The 24,929-nt window shown below is 71.2% G+C and carries 22 protein-coding genes; 19 read left to right on the top strand and 3 right to left on the bottom strand.

Features of this window, described 5'->3' with window-relative positions; genetic code table 11:
- The first annotated feature begins 1 nt into the window (after position 1).
- The 9 genes from H7A72_RS16415 (at position 2) to H7A72_RS16375 (ending at position 12,627) form a co-directional block, all read left to right on the top strand.
- A complete protein-coding gene (locus H7A72_RS16415; RefSeq protein ID WP_084451030.1) occupies positions 2–490 on the top strand; it encodes a hypothetical protein in 489 nt (162 codons plus the stop codon).
- Positions 490–1,206 carry a hypothetical protein gene (locus H7A72_RS16410; protein ID WP_072626018.1) on the top strand — a complete coding sequence of 239 codons (717 nt, stop codon included), beginning with the start codon at positions 490–492 and terminating at the stop codon, positions 1,204–1,206. The genes H7A72_RS16415 and H7A72_RS16410 overlap by 1 nt, the downstream gene beginning before the upstream one ends.
- A 7-nt stretch (positions 1,207–1,213) precedes the next feature.
- Positions 1,214–2,593, top strand: coding sequence for a hypothetical protein (locus H7A72_RS16405; protein WP_185221184.1), 1,380 nt, complete (start codon positions 1,214–1,216; stop codon positions 2,591–2,593).
- A 13-nt stretch (positions 2,594–2,606) separates the two neighbouring features.
- Positions 2,607–3,575 carry a MoxR family ATPase gene (locus H7A72_RS16400; protein WP_072626016.1) on the top strand — a complete coding sequence of 323 codons (969 nt, stop codon included), beginning with the start codon at positions 2,607–2,609 and terminating at the stop codon, positions 3,573–3,575.
- 19 nt (positions 3,576–3,594) lie between these two features.
- Positions 3,595–5,013: a DUF58 domain-containing protein gene (locus H7A72_RS16395; RefSeq protein ID WP_185221183.1), complete on the top strand. Its 1,419-nt coding sequence runs from the start codon at positions 3,595–3,597 to the stop codon at positions 5,011–5,013.
- On the top strand, positions 5,010–7,439 hold the full coding sequence (locus H7A72_RS16390) for a transglutaminase-like domain-containing protein (RefSeq protein ID WP_185221182.1): 2,430 nt from the start codon (positions 5,010–5,012) through the stop codon (positions 7,437–7,439). Before H7A72_RS16395 ends, H7A72_RS16390 begins: the two co-directional genes overlap by 4 nt.
- Positions 7,440–7,444: 5 nt before the next feature.
- Positions 7,445–11,848 carry an FtsK/SpoIIIE domain-containing protein gene (locus H7A72_RS16385; protein ID WP_185221181.1) on the top strand — a complete coding sequence of 1,468 codons (4,404 nt, stop codon included), beginning with the start codon at positions 7,445–7,447 and terminating at the stop codon, positions 11,846–11,848.
- 182 nt (positions 11,849–12,030) lie between these two features.
- Positions 12,031–12,303: a WXG100 family type VII secretion target gene (locus H7A72_RS16380; RefSeq protein ID WP_159451182.1), complete on the top strand. Its 273-nt coding sequence runs from the start codon at positions 12,031–12,033 to the stop codon at positions 12,301–12,303.
- Between the two features lie 45 nt (positions 12,304–12,348).
- Positions 12,349–12,627, top strand: a complete 279-nt coding sequence (locus H7A72_RS16375; protein WP_125932886.1) for a WXG100 family type VII secretion target — start codon at positions 12,349–12,351, stop codon at positions 12,625–12,627.
- An 84-nt stretch (positions 12,628–12,711) separates the two neighbouring features.
- On the opposite strand, the gene H7A72_RS16370 is transcribed toward H7A72_RS16375, so the two are convergent.
- On the bottom strand, positions 12,712–12,930 hold the full coding sequence (locus tag H7A72_RS16370; RefSeq protein ID WP_072626011.1) for a biotin/lipoyl-binding carrier protein: 219 nt from the start codon (positions 12,928–12,930) through the stop codon (positions 12,712–12,714).
- 67 nt (positions 12,931–12,997) lie between these two features.
- Here H7A72_RS16370 and H7A72_RS16365 point away from each other — a divergent pair, with 67 nt between their 5' ends.
- Entirely contained in the window at positions 12,998–14,200 is a 1,203-nt protein-coding gene (locus H7A72_RS16365; protein WP_185221180.1) for a cytochrome P450, read from the top strand.
- A gap of 99 nt (positions 14,201–14,299) precedes the next feature.
- Here H7A72_RS16365 and H7A72_RS16360 read toward each other — a convergent pair whose 3' ends face one another.
- Together H7A72_RS16360 and H7A72_RS16355 are read right to left on the bottom strand one after the other, a co-directional pair.
- The gene (locus tag H7A72_RS16360) at positions 14,300–15,394 is read right to left on the bottom strand and encodes an inositol-3-phosphate synthase (RefSeq protein WP_072626009.1); all 1,095 of its coding nucleotides are present in this window, start codon (positions 15,392–15,394) and stop codon (positions 14,300–14,302) included.
- Positions 15,391–15,999 (bottom strand): PadR family transcriptional regulator, encoded by a 609-nt coding sequence (locus H7A72_RS16355; protein ID WP_223277698.1) that lies wholly within the window; start codon positions 15,997–15,999, stop codon positions 15,391–15,393. The genes H7A72_RS16360 and H7A72_RS16355 overlap by 4 nt, the downstream gene beginning before the upstream one ends.
- Positions 16,000–16,186: 187 nt before the next feature.
- Between H7A72_RS16355 and H7A72_RS16350 the strand changes: the two genes are divergently transcribed.
- From H7A72_RS16350 to H7A72_RS16310, 9 genes are all read left to right on the top strand, one after another.
- A complete protein-coding gene (locus H7A72_RS16350) occupies positions 16,187–18,544 on the top strand; it encodes a transglycosylase domain-containing protein (protein WP_185221179.1) in 2,358 nt (785 codons plus the stop codon).
- Positions 18,544–19,884, top strand: a complete 1,341-nt coding sequence (locus H7A72_RS16345) for a hypothetical protein (protein ID WP_185221178.1) — start codon at positions 18,544–18,546, stop codon at positions 19,882–19,884. The genes H7A72_RS16350 and H7A72_RS16345 overlap by 1 nt, the downstream gene beginning before the upstream one ends.
- Before the next feature lie 169 nt (positions 19,885–20,053).
- A complete protein-coding gene (gene rpsF, locus H7A72_RS16340; protein ID WP_084451046.1) occupies positions 20,054–20,341 on the top strand; it encodes a 30S ribosomal protein S6 in 288 nt (95 codons plus the stop codon).
- 73 nt (positions 20,342–20,414) lie between these two features.
- Complete coding sequence (locus H7A72_RS16335; protein ID WP_185221177.1) at positions 20,415–21,035, top strand: single-stranded DNA-binding protein; 621 nt, start codon at positions 20,415–20,417, stop codon at positions 21,033–21,035.
- Positions 21,036–21,130: 95 nt separating this feature from the next.
- Entirely contained in the window at positions 21,131–21,367 is a 237-nt protein-coding gene (gene rpsR / locus H7A72_RS16330; RefSeq protein WP_007925814.1) for a 30S ribosomal protein S18, read from the top strand.
- Positions 21,368–21,394: 27 nt separating this feature from the next.
- Complete coding sequence (gene rplI / locus H7A72_RS16325; RefSeq protein WP_185221176.1) at positions 21,395–21,841, top strand: 50S ribosomal protein L9; 447 nt, start codon at positions 21,395–21,397, stop codon at positions 21,839–21,841.
- Between the two features lie 148 nt (positions 21,842–21,989).
- Positions 21,990–22,550 carry a hypothetical protein gene (locus H7A72_RS16320; RefSeq protein WP_185221175.1) on the top strand — a complete coding sequence of 187 codons (561 nt, stop codon included), beginning with the start codon at positions 21,990–21,992 and terminating at the stop codon, positions 22,548–22,550.
- A complete protein-coding gene (locus H7A72_RS16315) occupies positions 22,547–23,137 on the top strand; it encodes an OmpA family protein (protein ID WP_185221174.1) in 591 nt (196 codons plus the stop codon). The genes H7A72_RS16320 and H7A72_RS16315 overlap by 4 nt, the downstream gene beginning before the upstream one ends.
- A gap of 85 nt (positions 23,138–23,222) precedes the next feature.
- Complete coding sequence (locus H7A72_RS16310; protein WP_185221173.1) at positions 23,223–24,875, top strand: DUF3352 domain-containing protein; 1,653 nt, start codon at positions 23,223–23,225, stop codon at positions 24,873–24,875.
- The last annotated feature ends 54 nt before the right edge of the window (positions 24,876–24,929 follow it).

The raw sequence follows: 24,929 nt of genomic DNA, 5'->3' as shown, positions 1-24,929 counted from the left end.
GATGTCAGGTCGTGTCCCGCCGCCGGGCCAGCCCGCGGCGCCCGAGCCGCCGTCGAAGGGGATCGAGGTGGGCTTGATCCCCTTCGTCGCCAGCATCGTCGGGGTGCTCCTCGTCATCGGCATCATCGGGGGCGTCCTGTGGGTCACCCGCGACGGCGAGGAGGTCAGCTCGTCCACGAGCACCGGGGCCGAGACCCCCGGCGGCGCCCTGTCGGGGCGGCCCACGCTCAAGGTGAGCGTCGAGGGCAACCAGCTCACGTGGACGATGGACTACGAGGGCCTGCGGGAGGGCGACTACTTCAGGATCAAGACCGGTGGTGCCCCCGACGCCATCACGGGAGATGGGACGCCGGTCCCACGTGGCCAGACGGAGTACGAGCAGACGATCTCCCCGGGGGTGCGGCAGTGTGGCATGGTGCAGGTCGTCCGGGGTGGCGGGACGCAGACCTCAGGGTGGTCGGCGGTCCAGTGCGAGGAGGCAGGTAGCTGATGAGTGACAGCGTCGTGACGGTGGACTTCTGCGGAGAGGTCCACGAGGCACCGCGGGAGGGGACGCTGACGATCGGCCGCGAGGGCGACGTCGAGATCGACGACAACCCCTTCCTCCACCGCCACTTCCTGCAGATCACCCACGAGGGCGGCTGGTGGTGGCTGACCAACATCGGCTCGACCCTCACGGCGACCGTCGCCGACAAGAAGGGCCTCTTCCAGGCCTGGCTCAACCCCGGCGCCCGCATCCCGCTCGCCTTCGAGCGGGTCACCGTGTGGTTCACCGCCGGACCGACGACCTACGACTTCGACGTCCTCGTCGGCAACCCCAGCTTCACGTCCGTCGACCACGAGGTGCTGCTGCCGCAGCAGGGCGGCGAGACCACCGTGGGGCGGGTCGCCTTCACCCCCGACCAGAAGCTGCTCGTCGTCGCGCTGTGCGAGGACTTCCTGCGGCGCGACGGCGCCGGCCAGGGGACGATCCCGTCCTCCGCCGTGGCCGCGGAGCGTCTGGGCTGGAAGGTCACGAAGTTCAACCGCAAGCTCGACAACGTCTGCCAGAAGCTCGCCGACGCCGGGATCCGCGGCCTGCACGGCGGCCCGGGCAAGCTCGCGAGCAACCGCAAGTCGCGACTCGTGGAGCACGCGCTGTCCACGCGCATGGTGACGGAGGAGGACCTCGTCCTCCTCGACGACCCCGAAACCGCGGAGGGCTGAGCGCCGGATGAGCGCGCAGGGGGAGGAGAGCAGGGGCACCGGCAGACGTCGCCGTCCGGTGTGGCTGCGGGTGGTGTCCGGAGGAATCGTCTCGCTGCTCGTCGTCGTCGCGGCGATCTTCGCCACCCGCTCCGACGGTCAGCCGGTTCACGACGTCGCCCTCACCGACGGTGGTCTGTGGGTCTCCGGCGGTCGGACCGGCTACTGGGGGCGGGTCAACACGGGCGCCCACCAGTTCGACCTCCTGCTGAGCGGCGCGGGTGACGCCGGGACCGGCGAGGACGTGCTGCGCGCCGACGTGCTCCAGGACGGCCGCAATGCCGTCGGGGTCACCGCCGACCGTCGCCTCATCGCCTTCGACACGCGGAAGGGGGAGCGGATCAAGGGCGAGGTGCAGGTGCCCGAACCCACCTCGGTGACCGGAGTCGACTTCCACGAGCCCGACCGGGTCGCCCTCGGTGGTGACACCCTCGCGGTCGTCGACCACGACACCGGCCGGATCTGGGGCAAGCGCCTCGACCCCGCGGGCGGCACCCCGATCGCCGACCTGCTCGACACCGGCGAGCTCGACACGGTGGGCAAGCAGGCCGCGGTGACCGTCGACCTCGACGGCGACATCATGGCGGTCTCTGCCGACAGCGGCCGGGTCGTCGAGATCCCCGCGGAGGGTGACGGCTTCGGCCAGCCGATCCGCACCGACCTGGACTTCTCGGGCCGCGCTGCCGACATCACCGCCGTCGGCGACGAGTGGGTCGTCCTCGACCTCGAGACCGGAGAGGTGATGTCCGAGCACCTGCAGGACCCGCAGCCCATCGCGGGCAGCGGCCAGGACAACGCCGGCGAGGACCTGGCCATGGTCGCCCTGCAGCAGCCCGGGCCGGCGAGCGACGTCGTCGGCTACCAGACCCTCGAGCGGGCCGGCTACGCGCGCATCACCGAGGACAGCGACCACGACGGCGCCGACGTGGGCGTCGTCTCGGGCCTCGACGAGGGCGACGAGCGCCCGCAGGCGCAGTTCAACAAGATCTCCCGCCCGGTCGTCAACGGCGACTGCCTCTACGCCGCCTGGGGGATGGGCGGCACGATCCTGTGGGGTCGGGCGTGCGGCCAGACCCAGGCGCAGACCAGCCAGCTGCCCGTCGCCGGCAACCTCACCCGTCGCAACGGCGTCGCCGTGCGGCACGACCGCGGCCAGCTCGTCCTCAACGACCTCGACACCGGCCGGGTCTACGACCTGACCCTGCCGGGGGACCTGCGCATCGACACCTGGCCCGGAGGAGCCCCGCGTGGCGACCCGGAGCGCTACGACCCCTCCGGGTGGGGCGAGGACCCCAGCCCGAGCAAGTCCCGCACGAGCAGCCCCACGACATCGACGAAGACCGGATGAGGAAGCAGGAACGATGAGCGTCTCCCAGGAGCAGGCCAGCTGGTTCAGCCAGGCCTTCCAGCAGATGGTCGGCAACGTCGACCAGGTCGTCCTCGGCAAGCAGCACACCGTGCGGCTGGCCCTCACCTGCCTGCTCTCCGAGGGGCACCTGCTCCTCGAGGACTATCCCGGCACGGGCAAGACCCAGCTCGCCCGGGCGGTCGCGGGCACGGTCCAGGGCTCCTCGAGCCGGATCCAGTTCACCCCCGACCTGCTGCCCAGCGACGTCACCGGCGTGACGATCTACGACCAGCAGACCAAGAAGTTCGACTTCCACCGCGGCCCGGTCTTCGCGACCATCGTGCTCGCCGACGAGATCAACCGCGCCTCGCCCAAGACGCAGTCCGCGCTCCTCGAGGTCATGGAGGAGGGCCGGGTCACCGTCGACGGCACGACCCACGAGGTCGGCCGGCCCTTCATGGTCGTCGCCACGCAGAACCCCATCGAGCAGGCCGGGACCTACCGGCTGCCCGAGGCGCAGCTCGACCGCTTCCTCATGAAGACCTCGCTCGGCTACCCCGACCACGAGGCGACCGTCGCGGTCCTCGCCGACGCGGCCCGCCGCGACCGTACCCAGGGTCTGCGGCCCGTCGTCACGGCCAAGGTCGTGCAGGACATGGCGGGCCTGGCCGACCAGGTGCACATCGACCCGGCGATCCTCGCCTACGTCTCGCGGATCGCCGAGGAGACTCGACGACACCGCAACATCCGCCTGGGCCTGTCGGTGCGTGGTTGTCTGGCCTTCGTGCGCTGCGCCAAGACCTGGGCCGCGAGCCAGGGCCGCACCCACGTGGTGCCCGACGACATCAAGGTCCTCGCGGAGCCCGTCATGACGCACCGGCTGCTGCTCACCGCCGAGGCCGAGTTCGCCGGCGTGCGCACGAGCGAGGTCATCGCCCAGATCCTCGGCGAGGTCGCCCCGCCGACCGAGCGGGTCGCCTGACCCACGAGGGACACCAGCGATGACGACAGGACTGCCCACACCCCCGCCGCAGGCCCCGCGCGGGCGCGGCCGGGTGCGCGAGGGCGGTGCCATGCCGGGCGGCACGCGGCAGGAGGACTCCCGTCTGGAGCAGATGGCGACCTCCGCGCGGCTGCGGTCGACGGGTACCAAGCGCACGGTGACCCTGCCCGGGGCCTCGGTCGTCAACGCCGGTCGCGGCGCGACCCGAGCCGTGCGGCGCGGCGCGACGGCGACGGACGAGCGGGTCCGGCGCCAGTGGTTCGGTGGGCGGCTCGACTGGATCACGCCCCTCGGCTGGACCCTCCTGGGCCTGTCCGTCGTGCTGTGGGTGCTCTCGGCCCTGCTCGGCTGGGCCGAGCCGGCGATCATCGCCGCGACGATGCTTGCGCTCGTCGTCGTATGCGTCCTGCTGTCGATCGGGAGCCACCGGGCCGACGTCGAGCTCGTCGTCGAACCCCTGCGGGCGGAGATCGGGGACCTGGCGCAGGCCCACGTCGTGCTCACCAACTCGACGCGGCGCACGATGCTCCCTTCGCTCGTGCGGTTGCCCGTGGGCGACCACGAGGAGGTGCTGCCGGTCCCGCTCCTGCGCAAGGGGGCCAGCCACCGCACGGCCTTCCCCATCGCGACGCCGCGCCGCGGCGTCATCCCCGTCGGTCCGGCGACGACCGTGCAGGGCGATCCGCTGGGCATCACCCGCCGGACCGTGACCTTCGGTGGCGTGCAGCTCATGCACGTGCACCCGCGGCGGATCGCCCTCGAGTCCGGGGCCCACGGCCTCCTGCGTGACCTCGAGGGTGAGGTCACGCCCGAGCTGTCCATGGCCGACATCGACTTCCACGCGCTGCGCGAGTACGAGCCCGGCGACGACCGGCGCTACGTGCACTGGCGCTCCTCGGCCAAGCACGACCGTCTCCTCGTGCGCCAGTTCCAGGAGACCCGGCGCTCGCACCTCGGGATCGTCGTCGACACCGACCCCGCGATGTACCCCGGGGGCGAAGGGGACGTGGAGACGGCCATCGCCGCGGCGGCCTCGCTCATGGTCCAGTCGATCACCGACGAGCAGGAGGCCTCCGTCGTGTGCAACGACGGCTTCGCCTCCCGCACCACCGTCCCGCTCGTCCTCGACACGCTGACGACCGCAACCGTCGGCCGGGTCGACCTCGTGCGCTCCGCGCGGCTGCTCGTCCAGCAGGCGCCGGACTCCTCGGTCGCCGTCCTCGTCACCGGCCCGGGCCGGGCCTTCCTCGAGATCCAGCAGTGCCTCGGCGAGTTCGAGACCGAGGTGCACAAGGTGGCCGTCATCGTCGACTCCGCGGCCGACGCGAGCCTGCGACGACTGCGGGGGCTGAGCATCGTGACCATCGGTGAGCTCACCGACCTGTCCACCGTCTCCGGGGGGCTGGTGCCGGCATGAGCGGCGGACGAACCACCGACGTGAGCGTCATCGGGGCCCCCAAGGAGGGGATGATCAAGCCCCAGCTGACGGCCAAGGAGCAGGTCCGGGCCACGCTCGGCCGGATGCGTCCCGGGCCGGCCCACTGGGTCGACACCGTCTTCACCATCGCGGTCGTCGCCTGCGGGCTCGTCGGGCTGCGCACCGTCGTCTTCGGCTGGGAGTGGTGGCGGGCCGCCGCCGTCGGCGTCCTCCTCGGCCTCGTCCTCGGGCACATCCAGGGCACCTACCGGTGGCCGCTCGTCGCCACCACCGCGCTGGGCGCGGCCATGTACTTCCTCCTCGGTGGCATCCTCGCGGTGCGCGACGACGTGAAATGGGGCGTGCTGCCCACGGGCCAGACCTTCAAGGACCTCGCGGCCGGCCCGATCTCCGGCTGGATGGACCTGCTGACGCTCGTGCCACCCGTCGACGCGCGCGGGCACATCCTCGCCGTGCCGCTCTTCATCGCCCTCGTCGCCACGACGCTGACCTACGCGACCGCGCGCATCACCCGCTCCCGCCTGCGGCTCGTCGCGACCCCCTTCGCGCTGCTCGCCGTGACCATCGCGCTCGGCACGATGGAGCCGGCATCGCTGCTCGTCCAGGGACTGCTCCTCGCGCTGCTGCTCATCGGCTGGGTCGTCGCCCGCGACCACCTCGACCCCGACATCGGCATCGCCCGGCCCGGGATGCGCCGACCGGCTCTCTCGCGGGTCGTCTCCGGCACCCTGATCCTGCTCGTCGCGGCGCTCGTCGGCGGCACGCTCGGGCCCTACCTGCCCGGTCGCGACCACGAGGACGAGCGTCGGGTCGTGCGCACGGGCGTCGTGCCGGGCCACGACACGACGATCATGGCCTCGCCGCTCAGCCGCTTCCGCAACTTCACGCAGGACAGCCCCTCGCAGCTCTACAACCGCGAGATCCTCCGCGTCGAGGGGGTGCCCCGCAACACCCCGATGCGCCTGGCGACGCTCGACACCTGGGACGGCTCGACCTGGGGCATCGCCGGGCGCGGCGACACCCGGGCCGACGCCGGCCGCTCCTTCCAGCAGTTCGGGCGGCGTGTCGGCGTGCTCGCGAGCGGGCGCCCCACGCAGGTCAAGGTCACCGTGCCCGAGGAGGGCTACACGGGCGGCTGGCTGCTCACCTCGGGCCGGGTCGAGGGCATCGAGTTCCTCGGTGCCGCGCAGAAGCGCCTGCAGGACAAGGCCTGGCTCAACCTCAGCACCAACACCGTCCTCGTGCCGCCGGGGCTGCGCCCCGGCGACACCTACGAGGTGCGCACCGCGCTGCCGCCGGAGGGGTCCGGCGCCCTGCCCGAGAGCCTGCCCGTGTCGCGGGGCGACATGCCCATGACCGGCGACACCACCTTCGTCGATGCCCGGATCCAGGTGTGGAAGGGCGACTCGCAGGACCCGTGGCAGCAGTTCCGCCAGATCGCCACGACGATGCGCGAGGAGGGCACCTACACCGACGGCACCCCGGCCACCGGGTCGGAGGCACCGAGCGACAAGGAGCGGGCCGCGACCGCGCGGACCGCCCAGCTCTACCCGGCCGGTCACGGTCAAGGCCGCCTCGACCGCTTCCTCAACTCCGAGGTGCTCGCCGGCAACGACGAGCAGTACGCCGCGACCCTCGGCATCATCGGCAACCGCCTCGGCATCCCCACCCGCGTCGTCGTCGGCGCCACGGCGACCGACGACGGGCTCCTGCGCGGCCGTGACATCCACGCGTGGGTCGAGGTGCGGCTGCGCGACGGCAGCTGGTACCAGGTGCTGCCGCAGACCTTCGTCCCCGACCGGGCCGAGCAGGCCACCCCCGCCGACAACGACCCCCAGGAGTGGGACAAGCCGGCGGCCGAGCCCCCGCCGCCCCCGCCGGAGGAGCCTGCCCCGCCGCCCGAGCCGGTCGTCGACTGGAGCTCGCCGTCGACCTGGCCGCTGTGGGCCCAGCTCCTCGCCGTCTTCGTCCTGCTGCCGCTGCTCGTGCTGCTGCTCACCCCGGTCGTCACCGCGGTCCGCCGCGCCGTGCGGCTGCGGCGGGGCACGCCGGACCAGCGGGTCGGTCGCGCGTGGAACGACCTGCTCGAGGAGGCCCGCGTCCTCGGGGTGCCGCTGCCGGCCGGTGGCACCCGCATGGAGCAGGCCCGGGCCCTCGGCCCGCAGGTCGACGCCGCACCCGCCGCGATGCGGGCCGACGCGCTCGTCTTCGGCCCCGCCCCAGCGGACCCGACGGCCGTGGGGCACTGGCAGGGTGAGCTGCGGCAGGTGCGGCGACGACTGCGGCGCACCGCCCCCTTCGGCAGTCGCGTGCGGGCGACCTTCGACCCCCGCTCCCTGCTGTCCCGCCACGAGGACATCGGGATGTACGACACGACCACCTCCACCCGTAAGGCGCTGAGATGAAGCTGATGTTCACCCTGCGAGGGTCGGGCAACGAGGACACCGACCTCGTCGCCACGGTCGACGGCCGCACGACCGTCGGCGACCTCGCCGAGCACCTGGTCCTGTCCGACCCGGAGCGGCAGCGCAGCGGCGGTGCGGCGCACGAGCGCTCGGACCTCGGCGAGCACACGCTCGCCCTCGTCGACGAGAACTACCGCGCGGTCGACCCCAACACCACGGTCCAGGAGTCGGGCCTGCGGTCCGGCGCGCACCTCACCGTCACCCGCCGCTCGTCGGGCTACAAGGACACCGAGGCCCCGATCGCCGTCGCCAAGGTCGTCGCCGGCCCGGACGCGGGCCGGGAGTACCAGCTGCAGCGAGGGACCTCGCACGTCGGCCGCGGACGCGACTGCGAGGTGCAGATCAACGACGCGTCCGTCTCGCGCAAGCACGCCAAGCTCCTCGTGGCCGACGTCGTCGAGGTGACCGACCTCGGCTCGTCCAACGGCGTCATCGTGGGTGACGAGCAGGTCGACCGGGCGATCCTGCGCGAGGGCGAGACCTTCACGATCGGCGACACGACCTTCGAGATCTCCGCCAAGACGCGGGCCGCAGGCGTGACGACGACCGACTCCGGCGACGTGGCCTTCACCCGGTCGCCGCGCATCGCGCCGATCTACCAGGGGCTGCAGTTCGAGGTGCCCGAGCTGCCCGAGCGCGGCAAGCCGCAGCGCATCCCGCTGGCGATGATGCTCGTGCCGGTCTTCATGGGCGCGACCCTCTTCGCCATCACCCGCTCGCGCTTCACGATCATGTTCATGCTCATGATGCCGATGATGATGCTCGCCAACACGTGGGAGTCCAAGCGGCGCGTGCGGCTGGACTTCGAGGAGGCGATGGAGGACTTCCGCGAGGACGTGGGCTACCTCGTCGAGGACATCGAGGTCGAGCTCGACCGCGAGCACGACATCCGGCGGCAGGAGCACCCGGCCGTCACCGACTTCGCCCGGGCGGTCGCCGTCCACCACCCGCTGATGTGGACCCGACGGCCCAACGACCCGGGCTTCCTCGAGTACCGGCTCGGTCTGGGCGTGCGCCCCAGCCGCAGCGAGATCAAGCTGCCCAAGATGGGACGCACCCGGGCCGAGGCCTGGCTCGAGGTCTCGCAGCTCATGCAGGGCCTGGGCGTCGTCGCCGACGTCCCGGTCACCGCGCACCCGCTGCTCGACGGCGCGATCGGCGTCTCCGGTCCGCGCGAGGCCGCGCTCGGGCTCGCCCGCTCGCTCGTCGTGCAGACGATGGCCGCGCACTCGCCGGCCGAGGTGGTCCTGTGCGCCCTGGCGTCGACGACCTCCGCGCGCGACTGGGACTGGCTCAAGTGGTCCCCGCACACCTCGTCCCCGCAGAGTCCGCTCGACGTGCAGCACACCGCGAGCTCCGGCCCGGGGTGCGCGGCGATCATGGAGCAGCTCGAGGGGCTCGTGGCCGCCGGCTCCGAGCGCGACAGCTCGACGCCGACGACCGGCCCGGCCGTCGTCGTGCTCGTCGAGAACGACGCCCCCGTGGAGCTGGCGCGCCTCGTCCAGCTCGCCGAGGCCGGGTGGCGCCACCGCATCGTCGTCATCTGGGTCGCCCCGGTGACCGAGCAGCTGCCCGCCGCGTGCCGCACCTTCGTCGAGGTCGCCGAGGACGGCAGCTGCCAGGTCGGCTGGGTCGGACCGGCCCAGGTGGCCAGCGGGGTGCAGACCGACCTCATCCGGGTCGAGGATGCCGTCGCGGCAGCCCGCAACCTGGCCCCGATGACCGACTCCAGCGCGGTCTCCCAGGACGACTCCGACATCCCGCGCTCGGTCTCCTACCTGGCGCTCGTCGGCACCGAGATCGCCCACTCCGAGATGGCGGTCATCGAGCGGTGGAACGAGAACCGCTCGATCCTCACGGGGCGGCACGCCCCGCCGACCCCGAGCCGCAAGCCGGGCTCCCTTCGCGCCGTCATCGGGCAGTCCGCGATGGGCACGCACAGCGTCGACCTGCGCACCGACGGCCCGCACGCCCTCGTCGGCGGCACCACCGGTGCCGGCAAGTCGGAGTTGCTCCAGGCCTGGATCCTCGGCATGGCGACGGCCAACAGCCCGCAGCGCGTGACCTTCCTGCTCGTCGACTACAAGGGTGGCTCGGCCTTCCGCGACTGCGTCCAGCTGCCGCACACCGTCGGCATGGTCACCGACCTGTCACCGCACCTCGTGCGCCGGGCTCTTGCGTCGCTGTCGGCCGAGCTGCACTACCGCGAGCACCTGCTGGCGCGCTTCAAGGCCAAGGACCTCGTCGAGCTCGAGCGCCGCGGTGAGGTCGAGGCGCCGCCGAGCCTGATCATCATCGTCGACGAGTTCGCCGCGCTCGTGCAGGAGGTGCCCGACTTCGTCGACGGCGTCGTCAACATCGCCCAGCGTGGCCGTTCGCTCGGCATCCACCTGATCCTCGCGACGCAGCGTCCCGCCGGCGTCATCAAGGACAACCTGCGCGCCAACACCAACCTGCGCATGGCCCTGCGCATGGCGGACGAGGACGACTCGTCCGACGTGCTCGGCACCAAGGACGCCGCCTACTTCGACCCGGGTCTGCCCGGGCGTGCGATGGCCAAGTCCGGTCCCGGACGTCTCGTGCCCTTCCAGACCGGCTACGCCGGTGGCTGGACGAGCAACACCCCACCCCCGCCGGACATGCTCGTCTCCACGCTCACCTTCGGTGCGCCCGTCACCTGGGAGCTGCCCGCCAAGCCGAAGGGGGACGAGGACGCCGACCTCGGCCCGACCGACATCCAGCGCGTCGTCGAGACGGTCGAGAAGGCTCGCGTCGAGTCGGAGATCCCCATCCCGCGCAAGCCGTGGCTGCCCGAGCTCGCCGAGGTCTACGACCTCGCGAAGCTGCCGACCGAGCGCCGCGACGACGAGCTGGTCATCGGCATCGCCGACAACCCCGAGAACCAGAGCCAGCCGACGATCTCCTTCCGCCCGGACGCCGAGGGCAACCTCGCGGTCTTCGGCGCGTCCGGGTCGGGCAAGAGCTCCTTCCTGCGGACGATCGCCATCGCGGCCGGCTTCACCGTGCGCGGTGGTCCCTGCCACGTCTACGGGCTCGACTTCGGCAACCGCGGTCTGGCCATGCTCGAGGAGCTGCCGCACGTCGGCAGCATCATCTCCGGCCAGGACGAGGAGCGCGTCAAGCGGCTCATCACGATGCTGCGGGAGATCATCGAGGAGCGGGCCGTGCGCTACTCCAAGGCCAATGCCACGACGATCACCCAGTACCGCCGGCTCACCGGCAACACCTCCGAGCCGCGGATCTTCGTGCTCGTCGACGGCCTGACCGCCTTCCGCAATGCCTACGAGTCGGCCGGCGCGCTGATGAAGTGGCTCGACGCCTTCACCTCGCTGCTCGCGGACGGCCGACCGGTCGGGGTGCACTTCGTCCTGTCGGTCGACGCCCGCAACGGCCTGCCGGTGTCGATGGGCTCGTCGGTGCAGTCGCGCTTCTCGCTGCGGATGGCGACCGAGGACGACTACTCCTTCCTCGGGCTGCCCACCGACGTGCTCACCCCCGACTCGCCGCCGGGGCGCGGTCTGTTCAAGAAGCGTGAGGTCCAGGTCGCCGTCCTCGGCGGCACGTCCGACGCGTCGGAGCAGTCCCGCATGGTGCGCGGCTTCGCCGAGACGATGGCCAAGTCCGGGGTGCCCAGGGCGCCCGAGGTCGCCTCGCTGCCCGAGATCGTGCCGGCGGCGGACCTGCCGGCGCAGGTCGACGAGCTGCCGGTCATCGCGATGAACTCCGACGACCTCGCACCGATGGCCATCGACCCACGAGGTGGCTTCGTCGTCACGGGTCCGCCCGGGAGCGGGCGGACCACGACGATGGTCCAGCTGGCCAAGGCCATCAAGCGGTGGCGGCCCAGCGCCCAGCTGCACCTCATCACGCTGCGGCGCAACTCCGAGCTGACCGCACTGCCGGAGTTCGATCGCACGGCCACGCGCGAGGACGACATCAAGGAGCTGTGCGAGCTGCTCAAGGAGCGGGCGCTCGACGAGGGCTCGCCGCTGCAGGTGCTCATGGTCGAAAAGCTCGACGACCTGAACACCTCGCCCTACCAGAGCCCGCTGCAGGACGCGATCAAGCCGCTCGTCGACAACGACCACTTCGTCGTGGCCGAGGCTGACCCGAGCGCCATGACCACGAGCATGGGTCTGCCGGGCCTGGTCAAGGCGGCACGCTCGGGGATGGCGCTGGCCCCCGACGGGTCCGAGTCCTCGATGATCTTCAAGACCAACTTCCCGCCGCTCGCGCGGGTCTTCATGCCCGAGGGGCGGGGGGTCCTGGTGCGCAAGGGCAAGGCGGAAATCGTCCAGATCGCGCGCCCGGAGATGGCCGTTCGATGACGAATGTCGTTGTGCGACAAGGCAATTGGCTTCTCCTCTGTTAGTTGGGGAGTGGGTGGGGAGTCCTCCCCATGTACCTCGCGAGCACGTTGTCCCTAGTGTTGACCTCAGTCGGGCAGGGGAACAGCAGCCCGCAGGGAACACAACAGACCAGCAGCAACACCTACACGCAGGAGGACAAGATGGCTTGGCTCGGAATGAACCTCGAGACCGTCAAGGGCGAGCTGCCGAAGTGGCAGAACCTCGCTGAGGAGCTCAACGGCGTCATCAACAACGTCAACACCCAGGTGCAGCAGGCCAACGAGGCCTGGAACGGCCCGGACTCGGAGAAGTTCGTCTCGGAGTGGGAGGGTCAGCACCGCCCGGCGCTCGAGAAGATCAAGGCCCTCATCGAGCAGCTCTGCGAGCAGCTCCAGAGCGACATCCAGCAGCAGGCCGAGGTCTCCGGCTCCTGAGCCGCGACCCACACGACGACACACGAGACTTAAGGAGAGATTGACATGGGTGGAAACCTGACCGACGGAATGGACACTGGCAGGGTCAAGGAGGTCGCGGGTCAGCTCAACACCGAGGCCGGCCGCGTGGGCGAGATCAGCTCCAACGGCACCTCGCAGGCGGGCACGCTCAAGGAGAACTGGCTCGGCCCGGACTCCGAGCAGTTCGGTGACGCCTGGGGCGACGCCGCCAAGGCCCTCCAGCAGGCCCAGGACGCGCTGCAGGCCTACTCCAAGGCCGCCATCCAGCAGGCCGACCAGCAGGAGAAGGGCTCCGGCGCCTGATCCGGCTCGCACGTCGAGGGGGCGGATCCGACCACACGGTCGGGTCCGCCCCCTTCGTCATGCCGTGGGGTGCAGCAGCGCAGATCAGTCGTCGATGACGACGAGCACCTCGCCCTCCTGGACCACGTCGCCGGCGGCCACCTTGACCTCGAGGACGCGACCGGAGCGGTCCGCCAGGACCGGGATCTCCATCTTCATCGACTCGAGGAGCACGAGCTCGTCGCCCACGGCGACCTGCTGGTCGGCAGCGACCTGCACGGCGATGACATTGGCGACCAGCTCTGACTCGACTCTGTGACCCATGCCACTGAGGTTAGTCGGGCGGGGGTGTGGTGGACACCGCCGGTCCGTGGGTGGCCATGATGGCGGCATGACCACGGTGGACCTCCTCGACCCGGCCCTTGTCGACGACCCCTACCCGCTGCTGGCGACCTGGCGGGCTGCCGGGCCCGTGCTCCGGGCCACCGACGGGCGCTGGGTGGCGACGACGCACGCGGCGGTGAGTGCCACCCTTCGGCACCGGGCACTCGGGCGGATCTGGACGGACTGGCAGCCGGCCGAGCAGATGGAGCCCTTCAACACGCTGCACCGCAACCAGCTCATGGAGAACGAACCGCCCGAGCACACCCGCATGCGCCGCCTCCTCGCCGGGGCCTTCGCCAAGGGGCACGTCGAGCGGATGCGTCCGCGGATCGAGACCCTCGCCGACGCGCTCCTCGACGAGCTCGACCCGACCGGCCCCGTCGACGTCCTGGCCGCCTACGCCGAGCCGATGCCCGTCTACGTCATCGCCGACCTGCTCGGGGTCCCCCGCGAGGACCACGTCCGCCTGCGCGACTGGTCGCAGGCCATCGTGCACATGTACGAGCAGGGCGTCGACGAGGCGACCCGGGAGGCCGCCGTGCGCGCGAGCGCGGACTTCGCGGACTACGTGCGGGGCGTCGTGGAGCTGCGTCGCGCGCAGCCGGGCGAGGACCTCGTGAGCGACCTCATCGCCGAGCGTGACGGTGGCAGCGGGTTCAGCGAGGAGGAGCTCGTCGCGACGGTCGTCCTGCTGCTCAACGCCGGCCACGAGGCCTCGGTCAACACCTTCGGCAACGGCCTCCACGCCCTGCTGCGCCACCCCGACCAGCTGGCCCGCGTCACGACCGGTGAGGTCACGCCGGCGACTGCGCTCGAGGAGCTGATCCGCTTCGACGCGCCGCTGCAGCTCTTCGAGAGGACCGCCACCGCGCAGGTCGAGATCGCGGGCGTCACCGTGGCGAAGGGGGAGACCGTCGCCTGCCTCATGGGCTCGGCCAACCGCGACGCTGCCGTCTTCGGCGCCGACCCGGCGACGGGTGCCGACGCCTTCGACGTCGCGCGCAATCCCAACCCGCACGTCGGCTTCGGCCTCGGTCGCCACTTCTGCCTCGGCGCACCGCTCGCCCGGGTCGAGCTCGAGATCACCCTGCGACGGCTGCTCGAGCGATTCCCCGACATCGCCCTCGCTGGCGCCCCGCCCCGCCGCCCGACCTGGGTCCTGCGGGGTCTGGCCGCGCTGCCGGTCACCGTGGGGCCCGCTGGCCGCTGAGCACGACAAACACCCCCTTCGCAAGGGTTTCAAACCCTTGCGAAGGGGGTGTTTGTCGGGTGACCCGGAAAACGCGGGGCGGGTGGGTCAGCGCTCTGGTCAGCGCTCCTCGGTGCCGGCGATGAAGGCCTCGAGCTTCGCGCGGCCCTCGGTGTCCTCGCGCTGCTCCGGCGGGGACTTCATGAGGTAGCTGCTCGCGGAGAGCAGGGCGCCGCCGATACCGCGGTCCTTGGCGATCTTGGCCGCGCGGATCGCGTCGATGATGATGCCCGCCGAGTTGGGCGAGTCCCAGACCTCGAGCTTGTACTCGAGGTTGAGCGGGACGTCGCCGAAGGCGCGACCCTCGAGGCGCACGTAGGCCCACTTGCGGTCGTCGAGCCAGGCGACGTAGTCCGACGGGCCGATGTGGACATTGCGGTCGTCGGCCCCGACACCGGCGAGCGGGCCGTCGAGGTTGGAGGTGACGGCCTGGGTCTTGGAGATCTTCTTCGACTCCAGGCGCTCGCGCTCGAGCATGTTCTTGAAGTCCATGTTGCCGCCGACGTTGAGCTGGTAGGTGCGGTCGAGGACCACGCCGCGCTGCTCGAAGAGCTTGGCCATGACGCGGTGGGTGATCGTCGCGCCAACCTGGCTCTTGATGTCGTCGCCGATGATCGGGACGCCGGCGTCGGCGAACTTCTGCGCCCACTCCGGGTCGGAGGCGATGAAGACCGGCAGCGCGTTGACGAAGGCGACGCCCGCGTCGATGGCGCACTGGGCGTAGAACTTGTCGGCCTCCTCCGAGCCCACCGGCAGGTAGGAGACGAGGACGTCGACCTCGGCGTCGCGCAGCGCCTGGACGACGTCGACCGGCTCGGCCGGCGACTCGTCGATCGTCAGGGCGTAGTACTTTCCGATGCCGTCGAGGGTGTGTCCGCGCTGGACCGTCACGCCGGTCGTCGGGACCTCGGCGATCTTGATCGTGTTGTTCTCCGAGCTGTTGATCGCCTCGGCGAGGTCCTTGCCGACCTTCTTGTCGTCGACGTCGAAGGCAGCCACGAACTGCACGTCGGAGACGTGATAGTCGCCGAAGGTCACGTGCATCAGGCCGGGCACGGTGCCCTGCGGGTCGGCGTCCTTGTAGTACTCGACTCCCTGGACGAGCGAGCTCGCGCAGTTGCCGACGCCGACGATGGCGACGCGGATGGCGGTCATGGGTTCTCCTTGGTGGGGGGCGGGTTGAAGGCGGGATGGGCGGGGTCGCCCAGCGAGCCCGGTCGCACCTGGGGTGCGCGACGCTCGGCGTCGAGGAGCTCGTCGAGCCAGGCGACGGCACGCTCGGTCGCGTCCTCGCCGTGGCTGTGGAGTGCGGCGGTCCACCGGTCGAGGCGCTCGCCCTGCTCGGCGGCGCGCATCGCGCCCAGCTGCTCGGCCAGGCGGGCGCGGCGACCCTCGAGGATGCGCAGGCGCACCTCGCGCTCGGTGCGGGCGAAGAAGGCCAGGCGCACGTCGAAGGCGTCGTCGGCCCAGCTGCTCGGGTCGGTGCGCCCGGCGATCGCGGCGAAGGCCTCACGGCCGGCATCGGTGATCGTGTAGGTGATCCGCTGCCGGCGGCTGCCCGCGGCGCGCGGCTCGTCACGGTCGACGCTCACCAGCTCCTGCCCCTGCAGGCTCGCGAGGCAGGGGTAGAGCGTGCCGAAGGACAGCGCGCGGAAGGCGCCGAGCCGGGTGTTGAGCCGACGCCGCAGCTCGTAGCCGTGCAGCGGGCTCTCGTGGAGCAGGCCGAGGACGGCGAACTCGAGCATCTCTCGACGGCGCACGTCAGCTCCCTTCGCTCCATCGGTGGACCCGGCCGAAGGGGGCAGCCCGGGTCGGGCGTCGATCGGCGCGGTGCTCGAAGGTTACCCGATGTATCGAACAGATACATCGGGTTGTCGTTGGAGCGGCGCGTCGCCGTGCCCCCATACTGGAACGAGCCGTACCGTCCCCCGTCCCACCGAGGTGCTCATGTCCAACGCCCCCCGCTCGCGCGCCGAGTCGCGCTCCCGCCGCACGCGCTCTCGCGGCCGCGGACGACGTGGCGGCCGCGGCATCCTGCGCAAGCTCCTGCTGGGTCTGGCGGCCCTCGTCGCCCTGGGGACCGCTGCCATCGTGGCGGCCTACCTGCTCATCGACATCCCGAAGCCCAACGACCGGGCGGTCTCGCAGGCCTCGGTCCTCTACTACTCCGACGGCAAGACCGAGATGGACCGCATCGCCACGGTCAACCGTGAGTCGGTGGAGCTCGAGAAGGTGCCCGAGGGGGTGCAGCACGCCTTCATCGCCGCCGAGGACCGCAGCTTCTACGACAACCGGGGCATCTCGCCCAAGGGCATCTTCCGCGCCGTGAGCGGTGCGGTCGCCGGCGAGGACCGCGGGGGTGGCTCGACGATCACCCAGCAGTACGTCAAGAACTACTTCCTCACCCAGGACCAGACCCTCGAGCGCAAGGGCCGCGAGATCCTGCTGTCGATCAAGATCGACGGCGAGCTGAGCAAGGACGAGATCCTCGCCAACTACCTCAACACCATCTACTTCGGCCGCGGCGCCGACGGCATCCAGACCGCCTCCAAGGCCTACTTCGGCAAGGACGTCAGCAAGCTGACCCCCTCGGAGGGTGCCCTGCTCGCCAGCGTCATCCGCGGACCCTCGCTCTACGACCCCGCTCTCGGCGAGCAGCAGACCCAGTCGGCCAAGGACCGCTGGGCCTACGTCCTCGACGGCATGGTCGCCGAGGGGTGGATGACCCCCGCAGAGCGGGAGAAGCAGACCTTCCCCAAGACGATCGCCCCCAAGCAGCGCTCGCAGGCCGCGTCCGACGACATCGGCTTCATCACCGAGGAGGTGCGCGAGGAGCTGCGCAACCGCCTCAAGCTGTCCGACGCCGACATCGACCGCGGCGGCTTCAAGATCGTCACGACGATCGACCGCAAGGCGCAGCGCTCCGCGGCCGAGGCGGTCGAGGAGTCGCGACCGACCGGTGAGGGAACCTCCGACCTGCACATCGGTCTGGCCTCGATCCAGCCCGGCGACGGCGCGATCCGGGCGATGTACGGCGGACCGAAGTACGGCAAGGGCCGCTACGGGTACTTCAACTCCGCGGTCGACGGCAAGATGCAGGCCGGCTCGACGATGAAGCCCTTCACGATGATCGCTGCTCTGCGCAAGGGGATCCCGCTGTCGACGACCTACAGCGGGGCGAGCCCCTACTACAACCGTGCCTTCATCTACGGCGGTGCCGATGCCTCGGACATCCAGCGCCAGGGTGGCATCGTCAACTTCGGCAACAGCTCCTACGGCCCGGTCAACATGCGCACGGCGACCCAGAAGTCGGTCAACACCTACTACGCGCAGCTCAACCTCGCCGCCAAGCCCAAGGCCACGGCCGAGTCGGCCAAGGACGCCGGCGTCGTCGCCTACGACGGCGACAAGCGCACCGGCCTGTCGACCGGTCCGGGCAATGTCTTCGGCACCGACGCGGTCCGGGTCATCGACATGGCCAACGCCTACGCGACGATCGCCGCCGAGGGGCGGCGTGCCACGCCCTACTACATCTCCAAGGTGACGAGCACCGGCGAGCACGACCTCGAGTACGAGGTGAAGAAGGACGTGCGCCGCGCCTTCCCGCAGGACGTCGCGCGCGACGCCATCCAGGCCATGAGCCTCGTGGGTCAGCCCGGCGGCACCGGGTACCCGACGGTCGCCGACCTCGGTCGGCCGGTGGGCGGCAAGACCGGCACGACCTCCAACAACTACGCGGCGTGGTTCGACGGCTTCACGCCGGGACAGCTGGCGACCGCGGTCGGCATGTACAAGGGCGACGGTCGTCTCGTCGAGAAGAACCAGCTGAAGAACATCGGCGGCTTCGCCGAGGTCACCGGCGGCACGATCCCGGCCCGGATCTGGACGGACTACATGATCGGGGCACTCGAGGGCGAGCCGGTCAAGAAGCTCCCCCCGGCCGGCAACGTCACCTACCGCCCGCAGACGGACAACACCACCGCGCCGGCGCCGATCACGACGACGCAGACGCCCGTCCCGGAGCCGACGACGACCCGGTCGACGACCCAGGAGCCGGAGCCCACCTCGACCTCCTCCTCGTCGACGTCGTCCAGCTCCAGCAGCTCGAGCTCGTCGTCCACCTCCTCGACGACGAGCAGCACGACCCGGACCACGCCGCCGACGAGGACCACGACGTCCACGCCTCGGCCCACGACGGAGGAGCCACCGCCGCCGCCGCCGACGACTTCGGAGCCGACGCTCCCGACGTCGACGGTGCCGAGCTTCACCCCCAACGGCGGTGCCACCACCGGGCAGCGTGACTAGTGCCTCGTGAGTGGACGGCGCGCGACCTGCTGCCGCCGGAGTCGAGCGCGGTCCTGGGCGGGCCCCTGGGTCGCCGGGCGTCGAGTCGTGAGCGCTCGCTGCCCCGGCTGCTGCCCCTCGTCGTCGCCCTCGTCGTGCTGCCGATGGCCGGCGCCTTCCTGCGTCAGGGGCACTGCGTCGTCAACGGCTGGAACGGCAACGACCAGTTCTGGCGCGGGTGCTTCTCCGACCTGCCGGCGCAGTACCAGCTCGCCGGGCTCGACCGTGGACTCGGCGGCTGGCTCACCGGCGAGGCCCGCCTCGACCAGATGCCCCTGCTGTCGGGTCTGATGGCCTTCGTCGGTGGCCTGGTCCCCGATGCCGGGTGGCTCGACGAGTCGCGGTGGTACCTCACCCTGTGGACGGTGATCATCGCGCTGTGCCTCGTCGTCGCGGTGTGGTGCGTCGCCCAGCTGCGGCCCGAGCGACTCGACCTGGCGACCCAGCTGGCCCTGTCGCCGGTCCACGTCGTCGCCGCGCTGCTGTCTCCCGACCTCGTCGTCGTCACCCTCCTCGTCGCCGCGATGCTGGCCGACACCCGACGTCGCCCGGTCCTCGCCGGGGTGCTCCTCGGCCTCGCGCTGCTCGGTCATGCCTGGGTGGGGCTGGCCGCCGTTGCCCTGGTCATCGCCGCCCGTCGGGTCGGGCACGAGGCCGCGGCGGTGCGGACCGTCCTCGTCGCGCTCGGGACCGCGGTCTCGCTCGCGGTCGTGCTCGCGCTCTCCGCCCCCGCGATCGTCACCGGCCCGCTGCGGGCGTGGTGGGGCGAGAAGCCGGGCTACGGGTCGGTCCTGCTCATCCCCGAGCTCGCCGGTCACCCGCTGCCGGACCGGGTCGCCCCGCTCGTCTCGCTCCTCGGCGTCGCCGTCGCGGTGTGGGCCTGCGTCGTCATGGCCCGACGGGCGTGGCGACCGGCCACGTGGGCGCAGGTCACGGCCTTCGGGGTGCCGGTCATGGTCCTCACGAGCACCTCGGTGCCGGTCCAGGCAGCCCTGTGGGTCCTGCCGCTGGCGATCCTCGCCGGGATCTCCTGGCGCACCCACCTGGGCTTCGCCGCGGTGGAGGCCGTGCACGCGACCGCACTGTGGCTGCACATCGGTGCGGCCGCGGACCCCGACAAGGGACTGCCGGCCCAGTGGTACGCGGTCGTCGTCCTCGGCCGAGCCATCGCGTGGGGCTTCCTGCTGTGGTCCGTCTGGTACACCCCCGTCGACAACCCGGTCGGGCGGCCGGCGTCCGCCGACCGTCCCCAGACGCCGCGGGCCCGACCCCACGATCCACAGCACGCGGCCACGGTCTGAGGCGCCCCCCTTCGTCCGGCACGCTTTGGTGCGAAGGGAGTGCAGCCGATACCCTGAACCGTCCCCCCTCCAGGTCGTCACCCGACGACGTGTCGGGGGTACCGATGCACCAACCCTCCTGTCACGGAGAGACCGTGACCGCACAGACCGAAGGAGGCGGGTTATCAGCATGCGTCAGTACGAGCTCATGGTCATCTTCGACCCCGAGACCGACGAGCGGGCCGTTCAGCCGCTGTTCGACAAGTTCCTCACCGTCGTCACCAAGGACGGCGGCAGCGTGGACAAGATCGACCACTGGGGCCGTCGTCGTCTCGCCTACGAGATCAACAAGAAGGCTGAGGGCCTCTACGCCGTCGCCAACCTGACCTGCACGCCGGCCACGAGCAAGGAGCTCGACCGCCAGCTGGGTCTCTCCGAGCAGGTCCTGCGGACCAAGCTCATGCGCGTCGACGCCTGAGGCGTCCACTTCCAGCCTGTCGGTCCCGGCTGACAGGCTCACCTGAGAGATCACCGATCGACAAGGAATCCCCATGGCAGGCGAGACCCCCATCACCGTAATCGGCAACCTCACGGCGGACCCGGAGCTGCGGTTCACGCCGAGCGGCGCGGCCGTGGCCAACTTCACCGTGGCCTCGACCCCGCGCACCTTCGACCGTCAGACCAACGAGTGGAAGGACGCGGAGACGCTCTTCATGCGCTGCTCCGTGTGGCGTGAGGCCGCCGAAAACGTGGCGGAGTCGCTCAACCGCGGGACCCGCGTCGTCGTCACCGGTCGTCTCGTCTCCCGCTCGTGGGAGGACAAGGAGACCGGGCAGAAGCGCTCCGTCATGGAGATGCAGGTCGACGAGGTCGGCCCCTCGCTGCGCTACGCCACGGCCAAGGTCACCAAGACCCAGCGTGGCGGCGGTGGCGGCGGTCAGGGCGGCGGCTCCTGGGGCGGCGGCGGTGGCCAGGGTGGTTCCGGTGGCGGCTTCGGCGGCCAGCAGGACGACCCGTGGGCGACCGGCGGCGGCCAGGGTGGCGGCCAGCAGGGTGGCGGCGCGTGGGGCGGTGGCCAGCAGGCCCCGGCCCAGGGTGGCGCTCCCCAGGGCGGCGGCCAGGGCGGCGGTGGCTGGGGCAATGCCCCGAGCTACGACGAGCCCCCCTTCTGATCGATCTCTTACGCCTGACCCCGGTCGGGCACTGACACCACTTCCATCCCGAGGACCAACCTCGGGCTCTCATTGACACGAAGGAGAGCACCACGATGGCCAAGCCCGTAGTGCGCAAGCCCAAGAAGAAGGCCAACCCGCTCAAGGCGGCGAAGGTCGAGAACATCGACTACAAGGACGCGAACCTGCTGCGCAAGTTCATCTCCGACCGCGGGAAGATCCGTGCGCGTCGCGTCACCGGCGTCTCCGTCCAGGAGCAGCGTCGCATCGCGACCGCCGTCAAGAACGCCCGGGAGATGGCGCTGCTGCCCTACTCCTCGTCCAACCGCTGATCCGCGGCCGAGAAGCAAGGAGCAGACATGAAGGTCATCCTCACCCACGAGGTCACCGGCCTCGGTACCGCCGGTGACGTCGTCGACGTCAAGCCGGGCTACGCCCGCAACTTCCTCTTCCGCCGTGGCCTGGCCACCGCGTGGACCAAGGGTGCGCAGAAGCAGGTCGAGGCGATCGCCGCCGGCCGCGCCGCTCGCGCCGTGAAGTCCCTGGAGGAGGCCCAGTCGATCAAGGGCAACCTCGAGGCCCAGCAGGTCACGATCAGCGCCCACGCCGGTGACTCCGGTCGCCTCTTCGGCGCCGTGACCAGCCGCGAGGTCGCCGAGGCCGTCAAGGCCGGCGGTGGCCCCGAGCTCGACCGCCGCACCATCGAGATCCCGACGCCGATCAAGTCGGTCGGCCCGGCCCAGGCGCTCGTGCGTCTGCACCCCGAGGTGCAGGCCACGGTCGCGCTGGACGTCGTCGCCGGCTGACCCTGCACGACCCCGTGCGAAGGGGGCGCCCGCCGACGAGGCGGGCGCCCCCTTCGTCGTCCCGGTCACAGGGGAGTCCTCCCCCTGCCACCCACTCAGCCCGTGCTCTAGTGTGGCCGCGGTTCGTCATCAGCTTGGGGAGAGAGACATGCGTACACGTGCCATCGCGCTGGGGGCGGCCGCCGTCCTCGCGCTCAGCGGTTGCTCGATGCTGGGTGGGGACGACGAGGGAGCGGACGCCACCTCCCAGACCTCCGGAGTCGTGACCGGCAATCCTGACGAAAACGGGGCCAAGGTCGCCGGGATCGACCTGAAGAACCCGCCCGCGGCCATCGCCGAGGCGACCGTACAGATCAACAACGACTCGGTCGACACGACGAAGATCGAGCTGCTCGAGCTGCGGCGCGACGACAACGTCATGCTCGCGACTTTCCGCCTGACGGGCGAGGGCCGCGGCACCGAGAACAAGTCCGCCTTCAAGTTGCTCGGCTGGAGCTCCTTCGAGCCGGTCCTGATCGACATGAAGAACCTCGAGAAGTACCGCCACGTGGACGACCTCACCAGCGATGCGACGGAGGCGAGCGCTCCTCTGGGTCAGCCGGTCTACGTCTTCACCGCCTTCCCGCTCCCGCGCGAAGGCGTCACCGCGATGGACCTTCGGGTGACCTCTGAGTCCCCGGCCATCGAAGACGTCCCGATGCCGCAATGACCACCCGCACCCGCGGTCGGATCCTGATCGCCGCCACGATCGTCGCCCCTTTCGTCGTCGTCGGGGCCTCCACCGCCGGCGCGGTCGACGACGAGCCGTTGACGAGCGACACCCTGCCGACCCTCTCCGACAGCGAGGTCAACGAGCACCGGAGCCCGATCGACGTCCCTGAGGTGGATGCGATCGACGTCCCGGACATCGACCCCTTCGAGCCCGAGGTGACGACCTCGGGCGGCAGTACCGTCGTTACCCTCGACACCGACGTGCTCTTCGAGTTCGCCGAGGCCGAGCTCGGCGAGAGCGCCCAGGAGGCCGTCGCGGAGGCCGTCGCCGACGTCCCCGACGGCGCGAAGGTCACGGTCGTCGGCCACACGGACTCGGTGGGTTCCGACGCAGCCAACCTGAAGCTGTCCAAGGAGCGAGCCCAGGCGGTGGCAGACGTCATCGAGGACGAGCGGGACGACCTCGAGCTCGACGTCAGCGGCAAGGGGGAGAAGGACCCGGTCGCGGACAACGACAAGGGTGGCGAGGACAACCCCGAGGGCCGGGAGAAGAACCGCCGCGTGGAGATCCGCTACCAGGGCTGACGGTGGGTAGTCCTCCCCATGGTCTGCGCAGCCCCGTCGACCGTAAGGTTCCGGTAAGGACACCACGAGCACGGGGAGAACCACCATGTCGCAGCCACCCTTCGGTCAGCAGCCGCCCACGCCCGGGCCCGGTCAGCCGCCGCCCCCGCCCGGCTACGGGCCGGCCCACGGCCAGCAGCCCCCGCCGCCTGCCGGTTACGGGCAGCCCGGTGGGCAGTACCAGCAGGGCTACGCCCAGCAGGGGTACCAGCCCGGTCACCCGCAGCAGCCCGGCCAGTGGGGCCAGGCGCCGGTGCAGCCGCCGGCCCCGAAGTCCACCAAGGCCCTCAAGTGGGGGGCCTTCAGCGTGGCGGGTGTCGTCGCCCTCGGCGTCGTCGGTGGTGGCGCGGTCTTCGCCTACAGCAAGCTCAACGGTGGCGGGGCCCAGCCGGAGGAAGCCCTCCCGGCCACCTCGGTCGCCTTCGCCAAGATCGACCTCGACCCCTCGGCAGACCAGAAGGTCGACGCCTTCCGCTTCGCCCGCAAGTTCCCCGGCATGCGCGACTCCCTCGAGGGCGTCGACGAGAACGGCGACCTGCGCAAGGAGATCTTCGACGCGATCAAGGAGGACGGCGGGCTCGAGGGCGTCGACTACGCCCAGGACGTCGAGCCGTGGCTCGGCCAGCGCTTCGGTGTCGCGCTCCTGCCCGCAGCCGACGGTGGCACCGAGCCCGAGGTCGTCGTCGCCCTCGCGAGCACCGACCAGGACGCCGCCAAGGAGGGCCTGTCCAAGGTCACCAACGGCGAGGGTGGCTACTGCTCGGTCCAGGCCGACTTCGCGATCTGCGGCGAGGAGCAGTCGGTCGTCGACAAGGCGGTCAACGACGCCGCGGGCGCCAACCTCGCCGACAGCGACGCCTTCCGGCAGGACATGGACGACCTCGGCGAGGACGGCATGATGACCGGCTGGATGGACGCCGGCCGGGTGAGTGAGCTCGGGCTCTCGACGGGCACCGTCCAGGCCGACCAGCAGGGCCGGATCGCCGCGGCCGTCCGCTTCGACGGGCCGACCCTCGAGGTCGCCGGAAGGGTCAACGGCCTGCCGGCGGGCAGCGTCCCGTCGGGCGAGGGCACGATGGTCGGCGACCTGCCGGCCGACACCCTCGGGGTCTTCGCCGTCACCGGTCTCGACGAGTCGCTGCGCAAGGCCTGGCCCGAGCTCGACAAGAACGCCAAGAGCATCCTCGGCGACGACTGGCAGGAGGGTCTGGACTCCTTCACCAACGAGACCGGCGTCTCGGTGCCGGACGACCTCGCCAAGGCCGTCGGCAGCGACACCGCGATCACCGTCGGCGCGTCGGCCGACGAGCCCAAGGTCGCGCTCGTCACCAACGGCGACCGCGGCATCATCGACAAGCTCACCGGCGCGGTCGACTCCGGGGGCACCTCCGGCGCCCCGCAGATCACGGTCAAGGACGCCGGTGACAACCGCACCGTCGTCGCCACGCCGGCCGGCTACGCCGACGAGGTCGCTCGCGGCTCCGGCCTCGGTGACAGCGATGCCTTCAAGGACGCCGTGCCCGAGGCCGACGACGCGAGCACCGTGCTCTACGTCGACATCAGCAAGGCCGTCGAGCTCTTCGGCGACGAGCTCGACGACGAGGAGCGGGCCAACATCGAGCCGCTCTCGGCGCTGGGCTTCTCGATGACCGGCGAGGACGACCACGCCGAGTTCGCGCTGCGCCTGACGACGAAGTGACCCGCCTGCCCGGCACCGGACTTTCGCCGGTGCCGGGCAGCAGGCAGGATGCAG

It is taken from the genome of Janibacter sp. YB324 (genome assembly GCF_014217915.1).
Taxonomy (GTDB): domain Bacteria; phylum Actinomycetota; class Actinomycetes; order Actinomycetales; family Dermatophilaceae; genus Janibacter; species Janibacter indicus.
This window is presented reverse-complemented; position numbering and strand designations above follow the sequence as displayed.